The organism is Acidicapsa borealis (assembly GCF_059115245.1).
The window spans coordinates 4,541,386-4,562,490 of sequence record NZ_JCACNY010000001.1; the positions used below are offsets into that span (position 1 = coordinate 4,541,386).

Below are 21,105 nucleotides of genomic sequence, written 5' to 3' on the forward strand. Positions count from 1 at the left end.
TCCAAGAGTAAGCTCCGGTATTGCTGATTTAACCTGCTTATTGCTAAGCAGAGACACGGTTCACACTCTGGCTTCGGGTGGATCGGCAGCCACTCCTACCGGCAGCAGATCGAGCAAGTCAAGTCGCGCGACGCCGATTCGGTTATCGGCCATGCCGTAGTAGATATCGAAGCGATCCGGTCTTCCTATGTCATCGCGTCTGTCGATGCCGGTTGGAAAGACAACATTAGCGACAGTTCCTTCCTTTTCCTGTGGCAGCGTTGGAGTAAGTACAGGCTCTTTCGATCGATATCGGATGATACGTGGATCATGCTCTGAAAGGACCATCACTCCGGCGGAGTAGCGTAGGGGGTGCTTGGCACCGCCCGTGCCTGACTTCCCGCCCACGCTTGCCTCGCTCACTCCGTGATAAACGATAAGCCAGCCGTGCCTGGTTAGTACGGGCGGTGTTCCCGCGCCGATTTTCAGACGCTCCCATGGGGAGACAGGCGTCGCCAATCGGTGTTGAGAAGTGAACCGGCCAAGGTGGTCCGGATCGCGGCTTTCAAAGGTCTTCGGGCAATAGGAGATCCAAATGCTCTCCTGGTCAAGGTCCAATTTACGAACCGCAGTATGGAGACAGGTTTCCTCCGGTCGAGTGCCGGGAAACAACGGGCGATGCAGCAAACCCAACTCCAGCCTGCCAGAACTGTTGGGTATGGCGACGGGGAAGAAGCTCGCATCCTTGTCATCGATATTGTCTAGTTCGATGCCATGCCAATGTGTGTAGGTTGCGAGACCCAGGCGCTTCCAATGAAAGAGATCTTCGGACTCTGCCATTGCGATTCTCGGACCATTTGTAGAGAATGCGGTATAGGTCATGATGTAACGCTGAAGAGGTTCTACATAGGTAACGCGCGGATCTTCGCATCCTCCGCCACCATTTGGCCGAAGCTCATAATCGGCCTGCGGCTCTAGTGCGATGCCCAGCCGTTCGGCGCCTTCGGGGTCCCCGTCATGATTGAAAATCACGCGGGCTATGCCGATGCGCGAATAGTTATTCTTTGCGACCAGCCGCGGAAAGAGGTACAGCTTCCCGTCCGGTCCGCGAACTGCGGCCGGATTCAGAATGCCTTCAACTTCATATGGATTACCCGGCTCCGGCTCCATCAACATCGCCAGGCGGTGTAATTTCAGGTTGCTCGCGAAGCCGACGCTCATCGGTCCACCTGAAAGGATCGCACTTGCTGCTCTGGGCCCAGACAAGCGATGACTGTTTCGATGACTCTTTTGGTCTCATCAGGATTGCGAGCTGGGGTTGAGATCATGCCAACTTGTTTCGCAGGGTAGTCGCCTCCTCCCACAAAGAGGGCGCCGCCGACATAGATCATTGCCTGCAACGAAAAGCCAAGGAGATCGCGCAGCTTCTTAATGCCGTACGCCTTGTCTGTCCCGTGCCCGCATACGTCGATCGATGTGGCCCCACCGAGACGAACCGAAAACTGTGGGATAAGGGCGTCAAGGACCGTCTTGATTTTCTTCCGTTTCGTAAAGTCCGCATCCCACTTCACTTTCTTATCCAAAGGAGCCTGTTGGCCCAAGGCGGAATCGGTTATCTGGCTTGCGCGATCTTCAATGGTTTCTCCCCAGGTCTTTTCGACTTTGAAAGCCGCTGTTGCGACCGCTTTGGTGAGAGAGTTGATGATCCTCTGCTTTTCATCTGGAGTGAAGTCCTCAGCATAGAGCTTTATCCACTTTTCTTTGTACTGAAAGAATTGGGTTCCGCACGTAGGAAGAATGGACAGACTCGGCAAGAGTGGAGATCCTGGAAGACGCGAGAGAACCTGTCGTTCGAACTGAAGCCAGTTCCCTCCTGAAATGATGGCTACTTCGGTGACTTCGCGCAGATCGCGCGGAAGTGGAGCCATCTCAGCATCGAGGGGCGATTTCCTTGCCGCCAATGTCCCGTCCAAATCGAAAACAATGAGTTTCTTCATCATCCGTCCAATTTTGTGTTTCTTAGATGTACCAGGGTATGTGGCTGTCGACAAACAGTCGTTATTCTGGGATGGCGATTTCCAGTAATGTCACTTCCACTGCGGGCCGGAATGTGCATACCCCGATCTCTGCAGGCAATATCCAGACGTCGCCTTTTCCAACAAGATGAAGGGCGTTGTTATCAAGTTGACCGGAGCCACTTAGACAAACAATTACTCGGGGTTCTCCCGGGGCGCCGACCAGAAACGGCACGGTTCCGCGTAAACGCCATAGCCGAAACTGGTCGCAATCAAAGAGTCTTTCACGTTCCACTGGCGTATTGGTTTCTAAGATTGGCGCCACTTCGCAGCCAGTGCTTCCCTTGAAGTCTATGCACGCCAATGCCTGATCGACCTGGAGTGGCCGCAACTGACCTGTCTTCGCGTCAACGTGACCCCAATCGTATAGGCGGTATGTTACGTCGCTGTTTTGTTGAACTTCAAACACGACTACTCCTCCACCGAGTGTGTGAACCTTTCCCGCAGGAATGAAGATGGCCTCACCGGGCTTTGCATCTAAACCCACGAGCCGGTCCACAATAGCCCCTGTAGTGATTGCATGACGGAGGTTGGTTTCAGTTGTTCCGGGTTGCAGACCTGCGTAGATTCGGCTACCCTTCTGGGCCTCAATCACGACCCACGCCTCGGTCTTTGAGGTTTCGCCAGCCGGAATGAGTTCTGGATGGTTATCGCCAGGGTGCACTTGTACGGAAAGCATCATGCTTGCATCAAGAAATTTGAGTAGAACGGGGAAGCGCTGGGACCGTGTGGGCCGCTTCCCCATCAGTCCTTCGTAAGAGTGTTCCATCAGTTCACTGAGAGTTCGACCTTTCAGAGGTCCATTGGCAACGCGGCTTTGATGTTCGTCGCGGTCGCTAAGAATCCAGGCCTCACCGACAGGGCCTTCAGGCATCGGCCCGGAGAGCAGATTGGACAGCCGCCTCCCACCCCACAGCCGATACTGGAAGATTGGCTCGAAGCGCATGGGGTACAAAGCTAATTCGGACAAGATTCGACACCTGGCTCTCATTGCTGGCGGCAAATGCTACGCGGATCAAGGCTTGCAACGACAAGTAATGTGCTCTCAACGGTCGTAGCACAGATGAATCCCTCGACCGCACGTCATCCAGCGTCCGTGGTCATTCGCAAAGATGGCTACTACCTGGACTATCGAAGACATGATGCCGGGCGGTACGGTCAATTGAGACCAGTAGTTGAACGGACATACGGTTTAGTGATAGTTCAGACGAATTGCGTTGAATGCCAATCACAGCAGCGCCAATACAAATTTGTCGATGTAAGAGACTGGTTCTAGTCTGGCCTCAAGCATGTGCCCAAATCAACACTCGATGCGATGCGCGAAGGCTTTCTTCTGCGCTTTTGGTAGGAAATCGATTCAAGCGGACGGCTCCTGCTTCTTGCAGGCAGTTCGCTGGATGACTCTACGCGGGAACTCGGCTATCACCGACATGTCCGGGGCAACAGGAACCTGGCTTTTCAAACTGAAGAGCCACTTGATGAATCGATATCTCTCAGACGGTACGTCGGAACCAGAGGATCTCTTATGACACAGACTCACAAGTGTGAACATTCGGGCTGCAATTGCAAAGCAGCAAGTGGCAGAAAGTATTGCAGTGAAGCATGTTCCGACCCAAAGAAGAACGCAGGGACGATTTGCCAGTGCCATCATCCGGAATGCGATTTGGTCGGGCTCAAAATGTAGTCTCCGACGGGGTGTTGAGGACGTCGATAGGAAGGTGACATCGCTAGGATAGTAAGTCGTTTTTCCGTCACTGGCCTGAAGTTGATCGAGACTTTCTTAAACCCCGATTTAGCTGCGCCGAACGCCACCAACGCCGGGTAAATAAAAGTAAGGGATCCGCAGCAGTTGCGACCCGTACGAAAGTACTGATGCGAAAGCGTACCAATGTCGACATGTTGCAGTCTTAAGCCCGGAACCATCTGCTGGCCTGTATTGCGCCTGAGAATCAATCATCCAAGGCCGTATTAAACAGGAACTGTTAGCGAAATGAGCATTGTACCGAGGCTAGCCAGAGCGATCCAACAAATCGGATGTAGGTCTGGCCTCTTTTGTCACTCGAGTTCCAAGCAGACTTGGCAAGGGTAATACGGTTCATTTACCACGTGAGAAAGCGGGAAATAATGTCATTGAACAAAGTCAACGAAGTCGAGACAGCATTGAGCAGTTCGATTCCCGCTTGTCGTCAGACTGTTCCCTCAAAACCTGCTTCTCTGCCTCTGCCGACGCGCATTGCGTTCGTGGGTAATTACCTGCCGCGGCAGTGCGGTATAGCAACATTCACAACGGACTTATGCACCGCAATCGGCGCCGAATATGGCTCCGAACGACTCTTTGCAATTCCCGTAAACGATCCCGATGCCTCTTACGATTATCCCGAGCAAGTTCGGCTTGAACTTGCTCAGGATGACCTCACATCCTATCAGCGGGCTGCCGACTTTCTCAATTTCAATAGCAACGACCTGGTATGTCTGCAGCATGAGTACGGCATTTACGGTGGGGTGGCAGGCGGCCACATACTTTCTCTTCTGCGCAAGCTGAAGATGCCCTTGGTCACTACGCTGCATACGGTACTAAGCGAACCGGACGTCGATCAACGCACCGTCCTCAAAGAGATCGCAACTTTGTCAGATCGCATGATCGTCATGAGTGAGCAAGCAGCAGAGATGCTGCGAGATGTGTATGCTGTTCCTGCCTCGAAGATCGATGTGATTCCGCACGGTGTCCCGGATCTGTCATTCACGGACCCGAACTTCTTCAAAGACACTTTCGGCGTAGAGGGCAAATCGGTTCTTCTGACGTTCGGCCTGTTATCTCCGAACAAAGGCATTGAGAATGTAATACGCGCACTACCATCCATTCTTGCAGTTCATCCGGAAGTCGTTTATATCGTCTCCGGAGCCACTCATCCTCATCTCCGCAAGCGGGAAGGCGAGCGCTATCGAGAAGCGTTGTGCGCACTCGCAGAAGAATTAGGGGTCGCATCCAATCTCATTCTCTCTAATCGTTTTGTTCCCGCAGAGGAACTTCTCCAGCACGTCGGTGCTGCGGACATCTACATCACGCCCTATCGGCACGAGGCTCAGGTCGTTTCTGGCACGCTTGCCATTGCCTTGGGTGCCGGCAAAGCTATAGTATCCACTCCCTATTGGCATGCCAAGGAGTTGCTCGCGGATGGCCGAGGCGTACTCGTCCCATTTGAAGATCCCGGTGCAATCTCGGACGCCGTCCTTCGCTTACTCGATAGTGAAGTCGAGCGTCACGCAATGCGGAAGCGTGCTTACCAGTACTCCCGGGGAACAACTTGGCCCAATACAGCACGGGCGTATATGGCAAGCTTTCAACGCGCACGGCAGGAACGTATGTTGCAGCCAAAGCCTGCCAGACAAGGAGATCCGGAGCAGACCTTGACGACGGGCTTGCCCGTACTAAGCCCGGCACATCTATTCGCCATGACAGACGACACTGGAATCTTCCAGCACGCGATTTTTACGATACCCAACTGCCGTGAGGGCTACACAACCGATGACAATGCGCGTGCACTGATTGTGTCCACGCTTCTCGAGGATAGCCTGACAAACGGAGATACCAGGAAGTATACGAGTCTGTCTCAACGTTATCTCTCGTTTCTATGGCTTGCGTTCCACACGGAGTCGGGAAGATTCCGAAACTTCTTGGGATATGATCGCCAATGGCTGGAAGATGTCGGATCGGAAGACAGCCACGGGCGGGCGCTCTGGTCGCTGGGAACAGTCCTCGGCAAATCGCAAAATGCGGGATTGCGCGGAGCCGCCGGACGTCTCTTCGAGGCTGCGCTTCCTTCAACGCTCGGCTTCACTAGTCCGAGAGCATGGGCTTTCAGCGTCTTGGGCATGCAAGCCTACCTGGACTGGTTTCCAGGGGACAGAGTTGTTCAAGGGGCGCGAAACACGCTTGCAAACCGCCTCCTCGATATCTACGCGCGCAGTCGTTCCGAAGAGTGGCATTGGTTTGAGAAGAGCCTCTCGTATTCCAATGCCAGATTGCCTCAAGCTCTGATCCTTGCCGGATGGCACAGTGACAATCGAAGCATGATGCAGGCCGGCATACAGTCATTGCGTTGGCTCGTATCCGAGCAGATACGCGAAGATTGCAATGTCTTTGTCCCCATTGGCTCAAGAGGTTTCTATGTGCAGGGAGAAGACAAAGCACGTTTCGATCAACAGCCGGTAGAAGCGTGCGCAACAATCTCTGCATGCCTTGAGGCACAACGCCTCACAGGAGACGAACAGTGGTTCAGAGAAGCCCATCGCGTTTTCGGGTGGTTTCTTGGAAAAAATGATCTGCACACCCCGCTTTACGATGCGACGACAGGCGGCTGCAGAGACGGACTTCACCCCGATCGCGTGAATGAAAATCAGGGGGCGGAATCAACGCTCTCATTCCTGATGGCGTTGCTTGAATTGCAGGCGGCCCCATCAGCAAACGAATTCAACTGCAAACATGAAATGAGCGCCGCACATTGACTTCAGCCCAATCAAACGTTACCACGTCTGGTCATCAGTCAACCTCTCCATGCGGTTTGGATGGATGTTCAAAAACGCCGCTTTTCAGACGTCATGATGGCAATCCCATTCTGACGCGAGAGGATTGGCCTTATCCAATAAACAGCGTCTTCAATGCAGGCGCGACTTTGCTCCAGAATGGAGAGACACTCTTGCTGTGTCGGGTGGAGGACTGCACTGGCATGTCTCACCTGTGCGCTGCCCGCTCGGCTAACGGAATCGACGGTTGGATCATCGATTCGAAGCCAACACTGATGGCCAGTCCAAGCGAGTTTCCAGAGGAGATCTGGGGAATTGAAGATCCCCGCATCACGTATGTTCCTGAACTCGAAAAATACGCGGTGGCCTATACTTCCTTTTCGCGAGGCGGGCCAGGAGTCTCTCTCGCCATGACCGCCGATTTTAAGAACTTTGAACGTTTCGGCGTCATCATGCAACCGGAAGATAAGGACGCAGCTCTTCTCCCAAAAAGGATCGGCAATCGCTGGGCTCTCATTCATCGGCCGGTCACAACTCTGGGCGCTCACATGTGGGTCTCTTATTCGCCCGATCTGCATCATTGGGGCAATCACAAAATCATGCTTGAGGCAAGACGCGGTGGGTGGTGGGATGCGAACAAGATTGGCCTTTGCTCCCCACCGATCGAGACGGCCAAGGGCTGGCTGACCATCTACCACGGGGTACGCAATACCGCATCCGGGAGCATCTATCGATTAGGTCTGGCGCTCTTTGATCTGAACAAGCCCGAACTTTGCCTGCAGCGCGGAAACTGTTGGATGTTCGGCCCGGAAGCGCCGTACGAACGAGGCGGAGATGTAAGCGATGTCGTCTTCCCTTGCGGACAGACGATCGCAGCGGATGGCGATACCATTCATCTCTATTACGGGGCCGCAGACTCCTGTATGGCTCTGGCAACCGGCAGTATTAGCGCCTTGCTGGAATGGCTGGAGGCAGACTCCAGTTTGGCAAATGAAACCGGCACTTAATCGAGGCAGCCATCCGCAAAACTCATTGTCTGGGCTCATACTTCGCACGTTGGAGATGCCCGGGCCACAGCCATGGGGCAGGCAGGCGAATGGAATATTGGACAGCTCGTTCGGCAGAAATATGGAGATGATCGTCGAAGTATAGGCTTTACAACCTACTCTGGAACAGTGACGGCCGCATTCGAATGGGACGGCCGAACAGAACGGATTTGCGTACAGCCGGCGCGTAAGGATAGCTACGAGCACCTACTGCACGACACCGGTATTCCAGCCTTCACACTCAATCTGGAGAAAGGTTCGCCGGTTTCAAATGCATTGCACGTCCCAATGCGCGAACGGGCGATAGGAGTGATCTACCGTCCGGAATCGGAGCTCGCGGGCCACTACTTTCAGGCATCTCTCTCGGATCAGTTCGATGCGGTCGTTCACTCTGATGAAAGCTACGCTGTGAAACCAATGGATGGTATCGCCGAAAATGCCTAGGGGGAGCCTGCTGAAACGTTCCCATCTGGCATATGACTCTAAAGCCGAAAGGAAATAACAGCCGTATCCAGCCTGAAAGAGCGAGGACAAGGTTGTTGTCCATATGTTTCGGAGTGTTTTGCAGTCTGCAGGCATCGGGCCAGCATCCCAGCTAGGGATTTCCCGCTTCTATCGCCAAGACTAATCCAAAAGCCGCGCTCGGCAAACCTCTCGCCTCACCCGTTCTGTTCAAGAAGGTGCCGGTAGACCTCGATCTTCCATCGAGAAGGCGTGACGAGCTGCCTCATCTGAACGGTGCTGTCCAATACTATCTTTCCGCAATCGCATAGATACAGCCCGCTAATTCTTCCAGCGACACTCAATATCGTGATCAAGCAATCGTCGATAGAAGACAGGTAGCGGAACTTGCTTTGCAATCTGGACGGGCGGAAGCTGCCTTCGAATCTGTCTATGAAACAGCAACGCTAGGTCAGGATGCCGTTGGGAACTGAATGCTCAGCTCCTGGACCGGAAGAATATTACCCATCGTCACTTTGCTTCCGTCTTCTTCTATGCAGCTGTCGGCAATCAAGCTTCGAACATCTCCGATTCCAACTAACTCAAGGAACAATAACAGCCGATCCATTCTCGGTCTCATCCTTCACGGCCACGAGTGCCTCGTTGGCCTGATCCAGACGGAATACCGAGACGCGCGGTTGAATGTTCAGCTTGTGCGCAAGCGCAAGGAAATCGCGTGCGTCGTCTCGCGTCATGTTCGCGACGCTTCGTATCTGCCGTTCGCCCCAAAGCAACTTGTCATAGTTGAAGGCCGGCATTTGGTCCAGATGGATGGCATTGATCGCGACTACACCGCCTTTGCGAAGGCTCGACAGAGCATCGACTACCACCTTGCCGCTTGGGGCGAATGTGATTGCGCGATCAAGCGCCACCGGCGGTCTGGCGTCTTCGTCGCCGACCCAGGTTGCGCCGAGTCTTACAGCGCTGGCACGGTGAGCTTCGCCCCGGGTCACGACATATACCTCGCAGCCCCAGGATTGAAGCACCGGAATCGACAGCGTGGCGGAGCTTCCAAAGCCGAAGAGGCCTACGCGGTCTCCAGGCGCGACCCCGGCAACCCGCAAGCTGCGAAACCCGATAATGCCCGCGCAGAGCAGTGGCGCTACATGGGTTGCATCGAGCTCGGGCGGAAGTGGATAGGTGAAGTCTTCTCGTGTGAGCGCAAATTCAGCATACCCTCCGTCGACGGAATATCCAGTGAACGTCGGATGGTCACAGAGGTTTTCCATGCCATGTAGACAGAAAAAGCAGTCGCCGTCTGTGCCACCCATCCACGAAACACCCACTCGAGTCCCCAACGGCAAACTCGCGCTGGCTCCCTCAATCACCTCTCCGACGATCTGATGACCGGGGATCAGGGGTTGGTGGAGCACTGGAAGATCGCCCTCGACGATGTGCAAGTCTGTACGGCAAACGCCGCATGCGAGCACACGCAAAAGAACGTAGCCCGAAGCCACTTGCGGGCGAGGCACATCCTCAATTCTTAAATGGGAACCTGCGCTTCTTGTTGCGGGATTGAAAATCGCAGCTCTCATAAGTGCTTATCTGTTCCTTCGATTTGATGGACGCCGTGCCCTTGAAGTGTGAAAGGCCGCGCCGACATTCCACGGAACTCTGCGATTGTTGGCATCGTGCAGTGGGCGACTGAATGGTTTGGCCTTTAACACGCGGTCAAGGTGTCCACCTCAACTGAAAGTCTTACATCTGTTCCCGCCCACCGCTGAGCAATCGGGCACGAACGGTTTCTTGTACGTCCTGGGATTTAGCACCACTTCTTCTTCAACTTGTGCTGAGCGAGTTTGTCATAGCGTCATTCGGCGGGTTGGCTTCGACCTTGTGGGCTCGTCTGTCAAAGGAAACCACAATCCATCAGGCTTACGGCGTACCAAGCGACGACGGTCTCAATCAGGTGCGCAAAAGGGCACAACAAAGAGAGTCAGGAAGACCGATTGCGTGGCTTCTATCAGGCGTACGGATAGTCGAAACGCATGGGATGGGGGCCAGCGACCCTTTCAGCAAACTGTTGGACAACTTCGATGTGCAAGTTGTGACCGGTCTAAAGGACACATCCCTCCCTAGTCCTTGAGGATCAATATAGGCCAGTGTCGGGTAATTTCGAGAGGTTCACTCAGATGCCACAGCAAGTCAAAGAATTAAATGGTGACCATACGCTGATAACTCACAGGCGGCCAATGACGGTTGCTCCGAACCCAGTATTGAGAACCAGACTACTTCTAGTTGAGGAATGTGCGGACACAGATTCCAGCCGGAATCTCCTACTGTCCACTTCCGGATTTTGTGTTGAAAGGGTGAGCACTCGTTCCGAAATCTTTGACTTGCGATTCCCTCCCATGCACCTCGCAGTGCTTAGTGAAAACCTCGGAGTATTGATACTTCGCGGCGCTGACGAAGATGTGCTTAGGCAATGGCCGCTTGCGCGAGTTCTGAACATCGGGCCAGCTCATATCGTCCCGGAGGATCCCTTGTATGACGAGGCTGTCGATCGTCGGGTTTCCTCCAGCGATCTACTTCTCGTGCTAGCCAGAATGTCAGCCTACCCCTACAGCCACCGGGTCGAGGTTTGGGGCTTGAATCTTGGAGGTGTAGTTCACAACGACACATTCAAAGATAACCGCACGTCCATCCCGGAGGAGAGCGATCCTACCAAGAGTCCGGGTAGTGATTCGGAACACGAAGCTGAGCCGCAGGATCTCCCCGCGGAAGAACGCAGGAATTGGCGACACATCGAGCCATTTCAACAGACAGCGGGCGATTGAAATTAAATCCAATCAGAGATCAGAGGATCCCGGTCCCGATCAGGATCGGACGCATGAAGCTGTGAGACCGCAGAGCTTTACCTGGCAGAGACGCCTCTTTGATCCGAGGTGCCAAGTTAGTCCAACAGATATTTCAGTGGAGATCACCTATGGCGTATGAAAGCGTTAACCCCTATAGCGGACAGAGAACCAAGCAGTTTGCAGAACACACAAGCGAAGAAGTAGAGGCGGCGGTCACTCAAGCGCAAGTCTGCTTTACGGATTGGCAAACAACAACATTCGTCGAACGAGCTGCTGTTCTATCGAAGGCGGCTCTGATCTTGCGCTCCCAGACTGAGAGGTTCGCAAAACTTATCACCGAGGAAATGGGCAAGCTCATCGCGGAGAGCCGGGGCGAAGTCACCCTCAGCGCGGATATTATCGACTACTATGCTCAGAATGCTGAAGGTTTTCTTGCACCGCAACAACTCGCTCCACTCTCAGGGGAAGCAGCCATCGAGAGCAGCCCCATCGGAGTACTCTTTGGTATTGAGCCGTGGAATTTTCCGTACTATCAATTGGCGCGCTTTGTTGCTCCGAATCTGATGGCCGGTAACGTAGTAATTGTGAAGCATGCGCCCTCTGTTCCGCAGTGCGCACTTGAGTTTGTAGCCCTCTTCAAAGAAGCCGGCGCTCCCGATGGGGCCTACACAAATCTCTTCCTATCGAACGATCAGGCGGAGAGTCTAATCGACGATCCGAGAATTAAAGGAGTGGCGCTTACCGGAAGTGAGCGCGCTGGTTCGATAGTCGCGGCTCAGGCTGGCAAGAACCTGAAGAAGTCTACTATGGAGCTTGGCGGCAGTGATGCTTTCATCGTTTTGGAAGACGCCGCACTTGATAAAACTGTGGAATGGGCGGTGTGGGGCCGGATGAACAACACCGGCCAATGCTGCGTGGCGGCGAAACGATTCATCGTAGTGGATGAGGTAGCCGACGAGTTCATCGCCAAGTTTCGGGCTGCATTGGAAACCCTCACCCCGGGCGATCCCATGGACGCCTTAACCACGCTTGGTCCCCTCTGCTCGGAGTCTGCGCTCGTTAACCTTCTCGATCAGGTAAGCCGCTCAGTCTCGGCGGGAGCACGGCTCATCATGGGTGGACGCAGAGTCGACCGACCTGGAGCATTTATGCAACCGTCCATCCTCACGGACATTCAGAAGGGAACACCAGCCTATATCGAGGAATTCTTTGGCCCAGTGGCGCTTTTCTTCCGCGTTGCCAATGAGGAGGAAGCGATCGCTCTTGCCAACGATTCAAAGTATGGTCTGGGAGGCTCCGTATTCACCGCTGACATAGAGCGAGGCAAAAGCGTGGCCAGCCGGCTGGACACTGGAATGGTCTTCGTCAACCACCCGACCTGGACCGCGCCGGAACTGCCGTTCGGAGGGATCAAGAACTCCGGTTACGGACGTGAACTTTCCAGTCTCGGCATACAGGAGTTCGTGAACAAGAAGCTGGTTTGCGTCGTACCGATCAACGCACCGGCGTAATGAGCGCGCTTCGTTCCACTTCAGTCAGCTCGGGTGTTTGTGTGATCAGTCTTCGGACTCCATGAGCAAACTGGCACAGAGTATTCAATCCGCATGTGGAAGGCTCAAAAGATGAACGATCCTATTCGACACGACCACCAAGAACTTCTTGAAAGTCTCGTTGGGGGTAAACTACCGCGCAATCTAAGCTGGAGTGCTGTAGTTGACCTCATTGGACAGATTGGCGAAGTCCAGCCCCACGGAAACGACGGGTTTGTCTTCATCGTTAATTCGCAAAGCGGTTTCTTTAAGAAACCCAGCACCCACGGTCTCGACGTAGAAGAGGTCTCCCATCTGCGGAAGTTCCTCAAAGAGGCTGAGGCACTTGGCAAACCTGCAAAAGCACATCTGGTCGGGCGGATGGTCGTCGTCATCGATCATCATGCAGCGCACATCTATCACGACTTTGGCGGAAGCCGGCCAGAAGATGAACTAACTGTCAAGCCGTATGATCCATTTGGATTCCAGCACCACTTGATCCACCGCAAAGAAGCCCATTACAAGGGCGATCATGTTCCTGAGGAGGACTCTTACTACGAGGAGATAGCTAAGGATATTATTCATGCCGAAGCGATCATCCTGATTGGCCACGCCACGGGGAAGAGTAGCGCAGTGAACTTTCTGAGCGAGTATCTGAAGACGCATCATCATGAGACATTTCAGCGGATAGTCGCTGTCGAGACTGCTGATCTCTCCGCTCTTACGGAACCGCAAATCGAGGAGATTGCCAAGAGACACCTCGGTGCCCCTGCCAAGATCCCTCTGAGGACCGATTGGGGCGGTCTGCGCAGGGAAAATGTCGACTAACTGAATGAGCTATCAGCATATGCCAGTGGTCGGCTGGGCTTTCGCGAACCAGGGCAGAGAATGTGCTCTAAGAACGACGAGGATGGGATGCCAAGTCAGAGGTCCATCGACAGGATACAAACCGTCACCGCCAGTGCATTTGACAGCCTGGTTCTGAAAGGTGCAGGACCAATCGTAGTTGAGTTTATGTCCTACGGGTGCGCGCACTGCGCCGTGATCGAGGCGGATCTTCAGCAGGTAGCGCAGATCGTAGCGCCCTCGGAAAAGATATTCAGGGTCAACGTAGCGGTAGACCTCGAACTCGCCAATCTGTACGAAATCCAGGGAACGCCTACCCTGATTATGTTTTTGAACGGCGAAATTGTCGGCAGGGATGAAGGTCCTAGTCCGAATGTCTCGAACCTATTGGCTTTGGTCAGGAACCCATTTGATTCATAAAATTAGTCCGAATTATGCCAATAAAAGAGCACAACGCCCCATCCTGCTATTTAACGACGAATGCGGGGTTTGTCGAAGTATCGCGGATTGGGTGAAGAACCAGGCGCAAGCCACTTCCGTCATCGCCAGCATAATCGTACGGCCTATCGGCCAAGATCCCGAAAAGCTGCGGTCTCTCAATCCAGACCTGAATATTTGGGATGCCTACGAGACAATTCATCTGCTGATGCCGGATGGGTCAATGAAACTCGGAGGGGAAGCAGTTGCTGAGGTCCTGCGCAGTCTACCTGGGACCAGATGGTTCGCTTGGTCCTTCGCAATCAGCGTCTGCGGTGTTCGTCCGTTTCAGGCCATGCTTAACCTGGCTTACACGATCCTCGCTGACGTGCGTCCCGTGCTTGGCTGCGAGAGTTGCGGCACGCCGAGTCTATGGTTACGTCCGTTCAGGTGGTTAGTCAGATTGATCGCGCCACCATCTAGCAAGAATCACAACCCGATTCGCCATTTCACTTCTCTGCCAGCCCGAGTGCGTGTCCAACCAGCAAAGCAAATTTGAATCGATCGATGCCGCGTCAAGTCGACAGGCTCTTGCAGTGCACGTCTAATTTCATGGCCTTCAATCGCGCAACAGATACCGAAGCCTTTCAGGCGAGTTGAGGATCGACTTGGGTTTCTTGCCAGCGGCGAACTCTTCGATGACGCGACCGACGTAGTTCACCGTTCCGTCCAGCATCAGATCCGTTAGCCCCGCAATATGAGGAGTGACCAGCACCTGGGGAAGCTGGAGCAAAGGATCCTTGCGATCTGGAGGTTCATTCTTCAAAACGTCAAGCCCAGCCGCTGAAATCTTTCCAAACGCGACTGCATCGACAAGTGCGGCCTCATCGATCAGCATGCCGCGGGCAATGTTCACCAGTATGCTGCCGCGCTTCATCGCACCAAGTACCGCTGCATTGACCAGGTTCTCGTTCTCCTTACTTGCTCGAACGCAAATGACAACAAAATCAGCATCGGCGACTGCTCTGTTGAGCTGATTGGCAGGATAGGCAGTGACATCCGCGGGCGCGGCCTCCGGGTATTCATCTGTAGCCACCATCTTCACGCCAAAAGGACGCAGGCGATCTACGAGCTGTCGTCCGATGGTCCCTAGGCCAACTATGCATACCGTTTTTCCGCTCAGTGCAAGATTGAGTGTAGGTGGCCGCATATTCGTGCCCCTTTGCAGAGATATCAGGGTTTCCTTGAGATGCCTCGCGGCGCCGAGCAGCAGTAAGACCGCGAACTCCGCAACTGAAGTAGCATTTCCCGTGAGGTCCGCTGGGGCATACGAGACCCAGATGCCGAGTTTGCTGGCGGCATCGACGTCAACCTCCTCATATCCGTCGCTGACAGTTTGAATGAGCTTCAGATTTGGCTGCACGATAAGCAACTCACGATCGATTGCGCCCGCAGCGAGAAGTACTTCGAAATCGAAATCCTGAGCGCTCCGGCTGGCGATCCAATCGACCACCTCATGGTGCGCCAACTCAGTGCGGAATCTTTGAAGAAGCTGTGAGGCAAAGAAATTCCCGGTATGAACAAATGCAATCTTCACTTGTTGTCCCTTCAGCCTTACATACAGGGTGCCGGTAGATGCATTATGCAAAGTGGTCGTTCAGGAAATACGAAGGCGAGCAAACACTGGAATCTTCACTATGTCCAGGATTGCACCGAAAACAAAAGCGACGCCAAACTCGGCAGCGATAACCGCGATGGGCAACGGAGCCATGGCGATTCCAAACGTAGCAAGAATCGAGATGATGAGAACGTCAGCGATGGAAGATAAAACGAGCCAGACGCTCGGCCGCAATCCCCAGAGATGTTGGCGCCCACGAATGACGTATGTTGTCGCCTGACTGCCAAAGACGATTCCGACCACCGAAAGAGTTTGCAGCGTAGCGATGTCGAGATGCACCTGAAATTTGCCAACAGCCAGAATGGCAGTGGAGAACGCAAGGAAGCAGACTCCAAGTACAACTCCTGCGGCCGAAATTCTGCCGATTTGCCAGGAGTTCGGTGTCTTGGATGGTCTCACTCTATCTGTGGCCAGCGACATGGCAAGGAAGTCCCCAGTGATCATCACGATGACCATCAGCATCGGGGTAAGGACTGCATTCCCGGTCATGACGAGGCCGACCGCTAAGAGAAGAACCTGCAGAATCTTTTTCATCACAGAGTTAAGTGTGTAAGTAAGGATGCGCTGAAATGTGATCCTACCCTCTTTGACAGCCGACACAATACCGCTCAGTCCAGCTTCAGTCAACACGACACCGGCAGCCGATTTAGCAACATCAGTTGCTGTCGATACCGCAATGCCAATCTGAGCCTGTCGAAGGGCTGGTGCATCGTTGGCGCCATCGCCACACATTCCGACTGTATGCCCGCTCTTCTGGAAGGCCTTGACGAGGTTATATTTCCCTTCTGGAAGCACCCCTGCAAAGACCGAGTAATCCTCCGGTCTTATGCCTTCTGGCAAGTTACCACCAGGCCAAATCTTGCCCTTCAATCCGATTGTACGAGCCACGATCGCGGCAGTGGCCGCCGCATCGCCAGTCACCATGACGGTGCGTACGCCTAGACCATTCAACTCGGAGACAAGAGAGATTGAATCTGTCCGCGGCGGATCGCTTAGGGCAATCAATCCGACAATCCGCGGGGAAGCAGCCAGCCCCGCGGCAACTGCCAGAACGCGAAAGCCTTTCTTTTCCAGTTCGTCTACAATGACTGCCGCAGCGGGAGAAGGAGCAGTGAGAGCGACGACGGCTGTGAATGCACCCTTGATAATCCGCTCGGAATTGCCCTGCGGATCCGTCGCGGTTGCTTCCGATGTTTTCTTAACCGGATCGAACGGAACAAAACCGGTCAGTTTAGGCAATCCTGTGGCTATCTTCGTTGAGGCGGCAAGTTGAATGGCTCCATCAACCGGGTCGTCACCACCTACGGAGCTCGCCAGCGCTGCCATTCCCAGAACATGCGTTTCGTCGAATCCAGGCAAGGGATCAACGCTTGTTATCGAGAGCTGATTCAGGGTTAGTGTTCCAGTCTTATCGGCGCACAACACGTCGATCGATGCCGCCTCGTCGACGGCAGAGAGTCGTGTCGGCAGCACTCCTTGCTTGGCGAGGGCACGAACGCCAATTGCAGCTGCAAGCGTGAATGTTGCCGGCAACGCTACCGGGATCGCTGCAAGAACCGACGTCAGCAAGAGTGGCACGATCTCGCTCCAGGTCAGACTATGGGTGTATGCATAAGCGCCCATCGCGGGAATCACTGCACTGTTGAAAATGGCGAGGTTACGAACAATCTTAAGCACGGCCTTCTGTTGTGTGCTCACTACATATGCGGTCCGGACAAGTTCCGCTGTGCGGCCAAATTTAGTACGGATGCCCGTTGCCGTCACGACAGCCGTTGCCTCGCCACGCCTGACCAGAGCTCCCGCGTACGTGTTCACCTCTGGTCCAGCCTCGATCGGGAGGGATTCGCCCGTGAGCATAGACTGGTCGAGTTCGACCGATCCACTGATCAGACGCACGTCCGCCGCTACCACGCCGCCAAGGGTCAGTTTCACCAGGTCGCCGCATACCAGCTCCGCTGCCGGCACGGTCATCCATTTCCCATCTCTCTGCACTGAAGAGGTGAGCGCAAGACGGGATTTGAGAGCACCCAATGTGGCCTGGGCTCGGCTTTCCTGAAAGTGAGCGAGAGCGGCGTTGAATAGGAGAAGCGCTGCTATGACGCCAGCTTCGTAATACTTATGCAGGACAATCTCAAGAACAATGGATCCTTCAAGCAACCATGGCACGGGTGCCCAGAATTTCTCGAAAACGTCACGCAATGGATGTGCCGACGTATCCGGCATGGCGTTGGGGCCATCTTTTTCAAGACGAGATCGTGCCTCATCGCTTGATAGTCCTTGCGAGGGAACGTCGTGAGTCGTTTGTTCTTTCGGCGATCCCGATACAGGTGAGGCACCACTACTCGAGCTCAAAGCCTGCCTCCTGAGCCGCTAACCTGGCTGATATAACCACTTCGGCGCGCTTCTGATCAATTCAGCTCGTCAGCATGAGATCGATTGGATTCGCTGACACGCCGATGTGCCCGTATTAGAGCAGAAGCTTGCGCTGCAAGGACCGCATGCTGTGCAAAGACCCTTTGCCACCAGACATCGAACGTTTCGACGGTGAGATCCAAACTCCGAAGAGATGATTTGTGGTCCAACCCGGGATGCAGGGTGGAAGGCTGGAGGCATTGCCGGTTCAATTGTTGGTGCAGATTCACTTCTTCGCCTTCCGATGGGATAGTCCTATATCAGGGTCTAGCGCTAGTGCCCAATTTGCCCTCGGGTTGACAATCTATCGATCAAGATAGCTGCGGTCTTTCAACACAAACGTATGCCTCGTTGCCGAAGCCTTGAGAATGCCTTGATGGTCCTCGCTGAGTGCAGAAGCCTAAACTTCGCACTCAGCAGGACTTTGCATTTCTAAGCGCAAATTGAACACCGAGCAACTCTTGCAGACTGCTTAGTTTCGATCACACAGCAGCGTATTCGTCCACCCAGTACCCTTCACGATCGTAGTATCCGTAAAGTGACCTCTCGTAGTCTCGCGTGATGAGAGACTCGTCTGTGTATTCAGGAGCAGCCTTGATGGCCTCGCGAGACAGGTCGATCGCAACTTCCCGCTCCTCCCAACTCACGTTCTGGATCCACTTTGGTGAAATCAGAACTTTCCTTCCAGGCCACCAGTTCCTTGTCGCCACGATCAGGTAACGAATCGTCCAGGTTTCGTCATCGAGGATGAAGTCATCGATATGGCCGATCTCGCCGTCGGTTGCAAGAAGATTGTAGCCGGTTACTTCATTGGTGCTGCGAAGATCAGGATCCCCTCCTATATCGTCGAGGATGGACGAACCCCACCTGCTCCGATCCCGCTCAAGATATGGATAACTTCCCCACGCATATGGCCCTCCCCAGTAGTTGGGATAGCCATAGTAACCGTTATATGTACCCTCATACTGACGCGAGACTGGCTCGTCTGAGTCGATGGACGGACTGTCTTCGATCTGCTTCTTGGTTAATAAAACAGACACTTCCTGGACGTCCTGGTTTACCTCGGTCAGTGAGTAGGGCGAGATCAGGACGGACCTACCAGTAAGCCAGCTCGACGTATTTGCGACAAGATATCGAATTGTCCAATACCGATCGTCGAAGAAGAACTCGCGGGCCGACCCTATGTCGCCATCGAGACTCCTGAGTGAGTAACCTTTGAGTGTCTTTACTTTGATTAACATCGCGTCTCCCTTTTGTTCACTACCTTGTTGAGCTATCGGTGAAATCCTGCGCTAAAAGCACTGTGGGCCGAGATTTAGACGAGTACCGCTTGTCCATACACCGCGTAATGACTATGTTTCGTGCTTGCGATGATGTCCTTGGCCTTCTCTACCGCTTCAGCTGTCCCATGACAACATGCGGTCACCGGCAGTGTTGTAGACGACTACATGTTCTTCGGTATGTGTATCCGTTCCGAGAATCAACAAACTCTTCATATCGACGCCCGTCTCCTGCAGTTCCTTGACAGCTTGCTCTGCCTTCTCATGAGTGTCATAAATTGCGGCTACCTTCCTTGGGATGATCGAGCAAGTGAAAAGACCACATAGAGCCGTTATCCACTGGGGAACTCACGTGTGCCATCTCTGCGCATCCCGAAAAGTGCGTTTCAATGCCAGTTAGGGCAGACTGAGACTTCCGACGCCAGTCTGACTGTACTCGGACGAGCGTACGCAGAGGCACCGGGAGGCGTATGGTCCCGAATGACCATTCACGTATTGGGTGGAGGCGCCCTCTCTCCCTCTCTGGATGAAGACAGTCGGGCGCGTTGCAAGCCCTAGCCTGGCTGAGCCGGCTTTGGGCCGCAGCGGTCAATTCAGGCCATTACTCAACGCCCAATTGCTTCACACTGGCTCTTGAAGAAATCCGCGTGGATCCAGGCTTTTGGATGTTTCGGCATCCGAGCGCCTGAGTCGTGGAGAGTCTGCATTGTCTGCATAACAAACGCTCTGGAAGCGAGCCGGTTCAAAGCTAAATGCAATGCACGCCTCATCGGAAAAGGAGAACGTCCGCATGGCTACCCTGCCGGAAAAATCGAAAGGTTCCGTAATGAGATCTCTGGCCGTAGGTGCATTGGCGATTGGCGTTACAGCCCTCGGAGCTTTGGCGATCGGTGCTCTGGCGATCGGCAGACTTTCCGTGCGAAAGGGTCGAATCGGCAAACTGACCATCGGCGAGTTGACGATCGATCGTCTCGTGCTCAGGAATCTCTCTCCGCAAGGCGTCAGCTCAGATGTGTGGGTCGCCGAGTACATTGGGCAGTTTGTCCTGGGCACCGCGACTCGTACTTTCACTCCAGCCGCACCGATGCCGATGCAAAGACTTACCAGTCCTGGCGTGTTGACTCATGAAGATTGACTCGAAAATCTACCGCGCGCCATCGGGAAAGAAACTCGATTTAAGCGAGTGGCCAACCTCTGGACCGGCGCTGACCAAATCCAAGGCGCAGTACCAAAAGGTGCTCGCAGAACACACAAAGGATCTAAGCGCTCTGCAGACCCTCCATTATGCATCCAATCGTCACGCACTTCTTATCATCTTTCAGGGCATGGACGGCGCCGGTAAGGATGGCTCGATCAGGCACGTCATGTCGGGGATCAATCCACAGGGATGCGAAGTCTTCAGCTTCAAGCAGCCAAGCGCAGAAGAGTTGGAGCACGATTTCCTCTGGCGTACCACATGCCGTCTTCCCGAGCGCGGCCGCATCGGCATCTTCAATCGCTCTTATTACGAAGAAGTACTCGTCCTCCGCGTGCATCCGGACGAACTTCGCAAAGAGGGGCTCTCGAAGCAGTTGCAGGACGGCAAGGCGAGATGGGTGGATCGATATCGGTCCATTGTGGACTTTGAGAGGCACCTCGATAGAAACAGCACTCGCATCGTCAAGGTGTTCCTTCACATGTCGAAGGATGAGCAGCGCCAGCGGTTTCTGGCGCGCATTGACGATCCAAAAAAGAATTGGAAGCTAAGTGTTGCAGACATTCACAAGCGGGCGTTTTGGAAAGACTACACGAAGGCTTACGAGGAGTGCATTGGCGCAACCAGCACGCATCACGCCCCGTGGTATGTTGTCCCAGCCGACGAAAAGGAAGACGCCCGGTTGATCGTCTCTCAAATTGTTCTTGACGCGCTGCGTGGACTCAGCATGCACTATCCCGCAAATACCGAACAGCACCAGGCGGAATTGGAATCCGTCCGCCGGATGCTTGCCAAGTGACGCAGCGAATGCTGGGTCGACATTAA

At 54.0% G+C, this 21,105-nt stretch carries 17 protein-coding genes; 9 read left to right on the forward strand and 8 right to left on the reverse strand.

Annotation, left to right across the window (positions count from 1 at the left end; all coding sequences use genetic code 11):
• Window positions 1-60: 60 nt before the first annotated feature.
• From AC5S27_RS18625 to AC5S27_RS18635, 3 genes are read right to left on the reverse strand one after another with little or no spacing between them, the layout of a single operon-like run.
• Window positions 61-1,200 (reverse strand): glycoside hydrolase family 130 protein, encoded by a 1,140-nt coding sequence (locus tag AC5S27_RS18625; RefSeq protein WP_493936061.1) that lies wholly within the window; start codon window positions 1,198-1,200, stop codon window positions 61-63.
• A complete protein-coding gene (locus AC5S27_RS18630; protein WP_493936062.1) occupies window positions 1,197-1,979 on the reverse strand; it encodes an HAD-IIB family hydrolase in 783 nt (260 codons plus the stop codon). Before AC5S27_RS18630 ends, AC5S27_RS18625 begins: the two co-directional genes overlap by 4 nt.
• A 58-nt stretch (window positions 1,980-2,037) precedes the next feature.
• Window positions 2,038-3,024 (reverse strand): type I phosphomannose isomerase catalytic subunit, encoded by a 987-nt coding sequence (locus tag AC5S27_RS18635; protein WP_493936063.1) that lies wholly within the window; start codon window positions 3,022-3,024, stop codon window positions 2,038-2,040.
• A gap of 1,160 nt (window positions 3,025-4,184) precedes the next feature.
• On the opposite strand from AC5S27_RS18635, the gene AC5S27_RS18640 reads away from it, so the two are divergent.
• From AC5S27_RS18640 to AC5S27_RS18650, 3 genes are read left to right on the forward strand one after another with little or no spacing between them, the layout of a single operon-like run.
• Window positions 4,185-6,560: a glycosyltransferase family 4 protein gene (locus AC5S27_RS18640; protein WP_493936064.1), complete on the forward strand. Its 2,376-nt coding sequence runs from the start codon at window positions 4,185-4,187 to the stop codon at window positions 6,558-6,560.
• 56 nt (window positions 6,561-6,616) lie between these two features.
• The gene (locus tag AC5S27_RS18645) at window positions 6,617-7,585 is read left to right on the forward strand and encodes a glycoside hydrolase family 130 protein (protein WP_493936065.1); all 969 of its coding nucleotides are present in this window, start codon (window positions 6,617-6,619) and stop codon (window positions 7,583-7,585) included.
• A 24-nt stretch (window positions 7,586-7,609) separates the two neighbouring features.
• Window positions 7,610-8,068: an erythromycin esterase family protein gene (locus AC5S27_RS18650; protein WP_493937333.1), complete on the forward strand. Its 459-nt coding sequence runs from the start codon at window positions 7,610-7,612 to the stop codon at window positions 8,066-8,068.
• Window positions 8,069-8,667: 599 nt separating this feature from the next.
• Here AC5S27_RS18650 and AC5S27_RS18655 read toward each other — a convergent pair.
• Window positions 8,668-9,660: a zinc-dependent alcohol dehydrogenase family protein gene (locus tag AC5S27_RS18655; RefSeq protein WP_493936066.1), complete on the reverse strand. Its 993-nt coding sequence runs from the start codon at window positions 9,658-9,660 to the stop codon at window positions 8,668-8,670.
• 1,391 nt (window positions 9,661-11,051) lie between these two features.
• On the opposite strand from AC5S27_RS18655, the gene AC5S27_RS18660 reads away from it, so the two are divergent.
• From AC5S27_RS18660 to AC5S27_RS18675, 4 genes are all read left to right on the forward strand, one after another.
• A complete protein-coding gene (locus tag AC5S27_RS18660) occupies window positions 11,052-12,434 on the forward strand; it encodes an NAD-dependent succinate-semialdehyde dehydrogenase (protein ID WP_493936067.1) in 1,383 nt (460 codons plus the stop codon).
• A gap of 111 nt (window positions 12,435-12,545) precedes the next feature.
• Window positions 12,546-13,280 (forward strand): hypothetical protein, encoded by a 735-nt coding sequence (locus tag AC5S27_RS18665; RefSeq protein WP_493936068.1) that lies wholly within the window; start codon window positions 12,546-12,548, stop codon window positions 13,278-13,280.
• An 87-nt stretch (window positions 13,281-13,367) separates the two neighbouring features.
• Window positions 13,368-13,718: a thioredoxin family protein gene (locus AC5S27_RS18670; protein ID WP_493936069.1), complete on the forward strand. Its 351-nt coding sequence runs from the start codon at window positions 13,368-13,370 to the stop codon at window positions 13,716-13,718.
• Window positions 13,672-14,274, forward strand: coding sequence for a thiol-disulfide oxidoreductase DCC family protein (locus AC5S27_RS18675; protein WP_493936070.1), 603 nt, complete (start codon window positions 13,672-13,674; stop codon window positions 14,272-14,274). Before AC5S27_RS18670 ends, AC5S27_RS18675 begins: the two co-directional genes overlap by 47 nt.
• A gap of 60 nt (window positions 14,275-14,334) precedes the next feature.
• Here the strand turns inward: AC5S27_RS18675 and AC5S27_RS18680 are convergent, their stop codons facing one another.
• The 4 genes from AC5S27_RS18680 to AC5S27_RS18695 all read right to left on the reverse strand — a co-directional run bounded on the left by AC5S27_RS18680 (window position 14,335) and on the right by AC5S27_RS18695 (window position 19,421).
• The gene (locus AC5S27_RS18680; RefSeq protein WP_493936071.1) at window positions 14,335-15,312 is read right to left on the reverse strand and encodes an NAD(P)-dependent oxidoreductase; all 978 of its coding nucleotides are present in this window, start codon (window positions 15,310-15,312) and stop codon (window positions 14,335-14,337) included.
• Window positions 15,313-15,372: 60 nt separating this feature from the next.
• A complete protein-coding gene (locus AC5S27_RS18685; RefSeq protein ID WP_493936072.1) occupies window positions 15,373-17,745 on the reverse strand; it encodes an HAD-IC family P-type ATPase in 2,373 nt (790 codons plus the stop codon).
• A 542-nt stretch (window positions 17,746-18,287) separates the two neighbouring features.
• A complete protein-coding gene (locus AC5S27_RS18690; RefSeq protein WP_493936073.1) occupies window positions 18,288-19,046 on the reverse strand; it encodes a PRC-barrel domain-containing protein in 759 nt (252 codons plus the stop codon).
• Window positions 19,047-19,202: 156 nt separating this feature from the next.
• Window positions 19,203-19,421, reverse strand: a complete 219-nt coding sequence (locus AC5S27_RS18695) for a general stress protein (protein ID WP_493937334.1) — start codon at window positions 19,419-19,421, stop codon at window positions 19,203-19,205.
• Window positions 19,422-19,875: 454 nt separating this feature from the next.
• Between AC5S27_RS18695 and AC5S27_RS18700 the strand changes: the two genes are divergently transcribed.
• Both AC5S27_RS18700 and AC5S27_RS18705 read left to right on the forward strand, forming a co-directional pair.
• Entirely contained in the window at window positions 19,876-20,220 is a 345-nt protein-coding gene (locus tag AC5S27_RS18700; protein WP_493936074.1) for a hypothetical protein, read from the forward strand.
• Window positions 20,210-21,079, forward strand: a complete 870-nt coding sequence (locus tag AC5S27_RS18705) for an ADP-polyphosphate phosphotransferase (protein ID WP_493936075.1) — start codon at window positions 20,210-20,212, stop codon at window positions 21,077-21,079. The genes AC5S27_RS18700 and AC5S27_RS18705 overlap by 11 nt, the downstream gene beginning before the upstream one ends.
• Window positions 21,080-21,105 lie beyond the last annotated feature (26 nt).

Excerpts from the sequence above, each read along its gene's own strand:
- AC5S27_RS18625 (WP_493936061.1), bottom strand. The coding sequence starts at position 1,200 with ATGAGCGTCGGCTTCGCGAGCAACCTGAAATTACACCGCCTGGCGATG.
- AC5S27_RS18630 (WP_493936062.1), bottom strand. The coding sequence starts at position 1,979 with ATGATGAAGAAACTCATTGTTTTCGATTTGGACGGGACATTGGCGGCA.
- AC5S27_RS18655 (WP_493936066.1), bottom strand. The coding sequence starts at position 9,660 with ATGAGAGCTGCGATTTTCAATCCCGCAACAAGAAGCGCAGGTTCCCAT.
- AC5S27_RS18660 (WP_493936067.1), top strand. The coding sequence starts at position 11,052 with ATGGCGTATGAAAGCGTTAACCCCTATAGCGGACAGAGAACCAAGCAG.
- AC5S27_RS18665 (WP_493936068.1), top strand. The coding sequence starts at position 12,546 with ATGAACGATCCTATTCGACACGACCACCAAGAACTTCTTGAAAGTCTC.
- AC5S27_RS18670 (WP_493936069.1), top strand. The coding sequence starts at position 13,368 with ATGCCAAGTCAGAGGTCCATCGACAGGATACAAACCGTCACCGCCAGT.
- AC5S27_RS18675 (WP_493936070.1), top strand. The coding sequence starts at position 13,672 with ATGTCTCGAACCTATTGGCTTTGGTCAGGAACCCATTTGATTCATAAA.
- AC5S27_RS18690 (WP_493936073.1), bottom strand. The coding sequence starts at position 19,046 with ATGTTAATCAAAGTAAAGACACTCAAAGGTTACTCACTCAGGAGTCTC.
- AC5S27_RS18700 (WP_493936074.1), top strand. The coding sequence starts at position 19,876 with ATGGCTACCCTGCCGGAAAAATCGAAAGGTTCCGTAATGAGATCTCTG.
- AC5S27_RS18705 (WP_493936075.1), top strand. The coding sequence starts at position 20,210 with ATGAAGATTGACTCGAAAATCTACCGCGCGCCATCGGGAAAGAAACTC.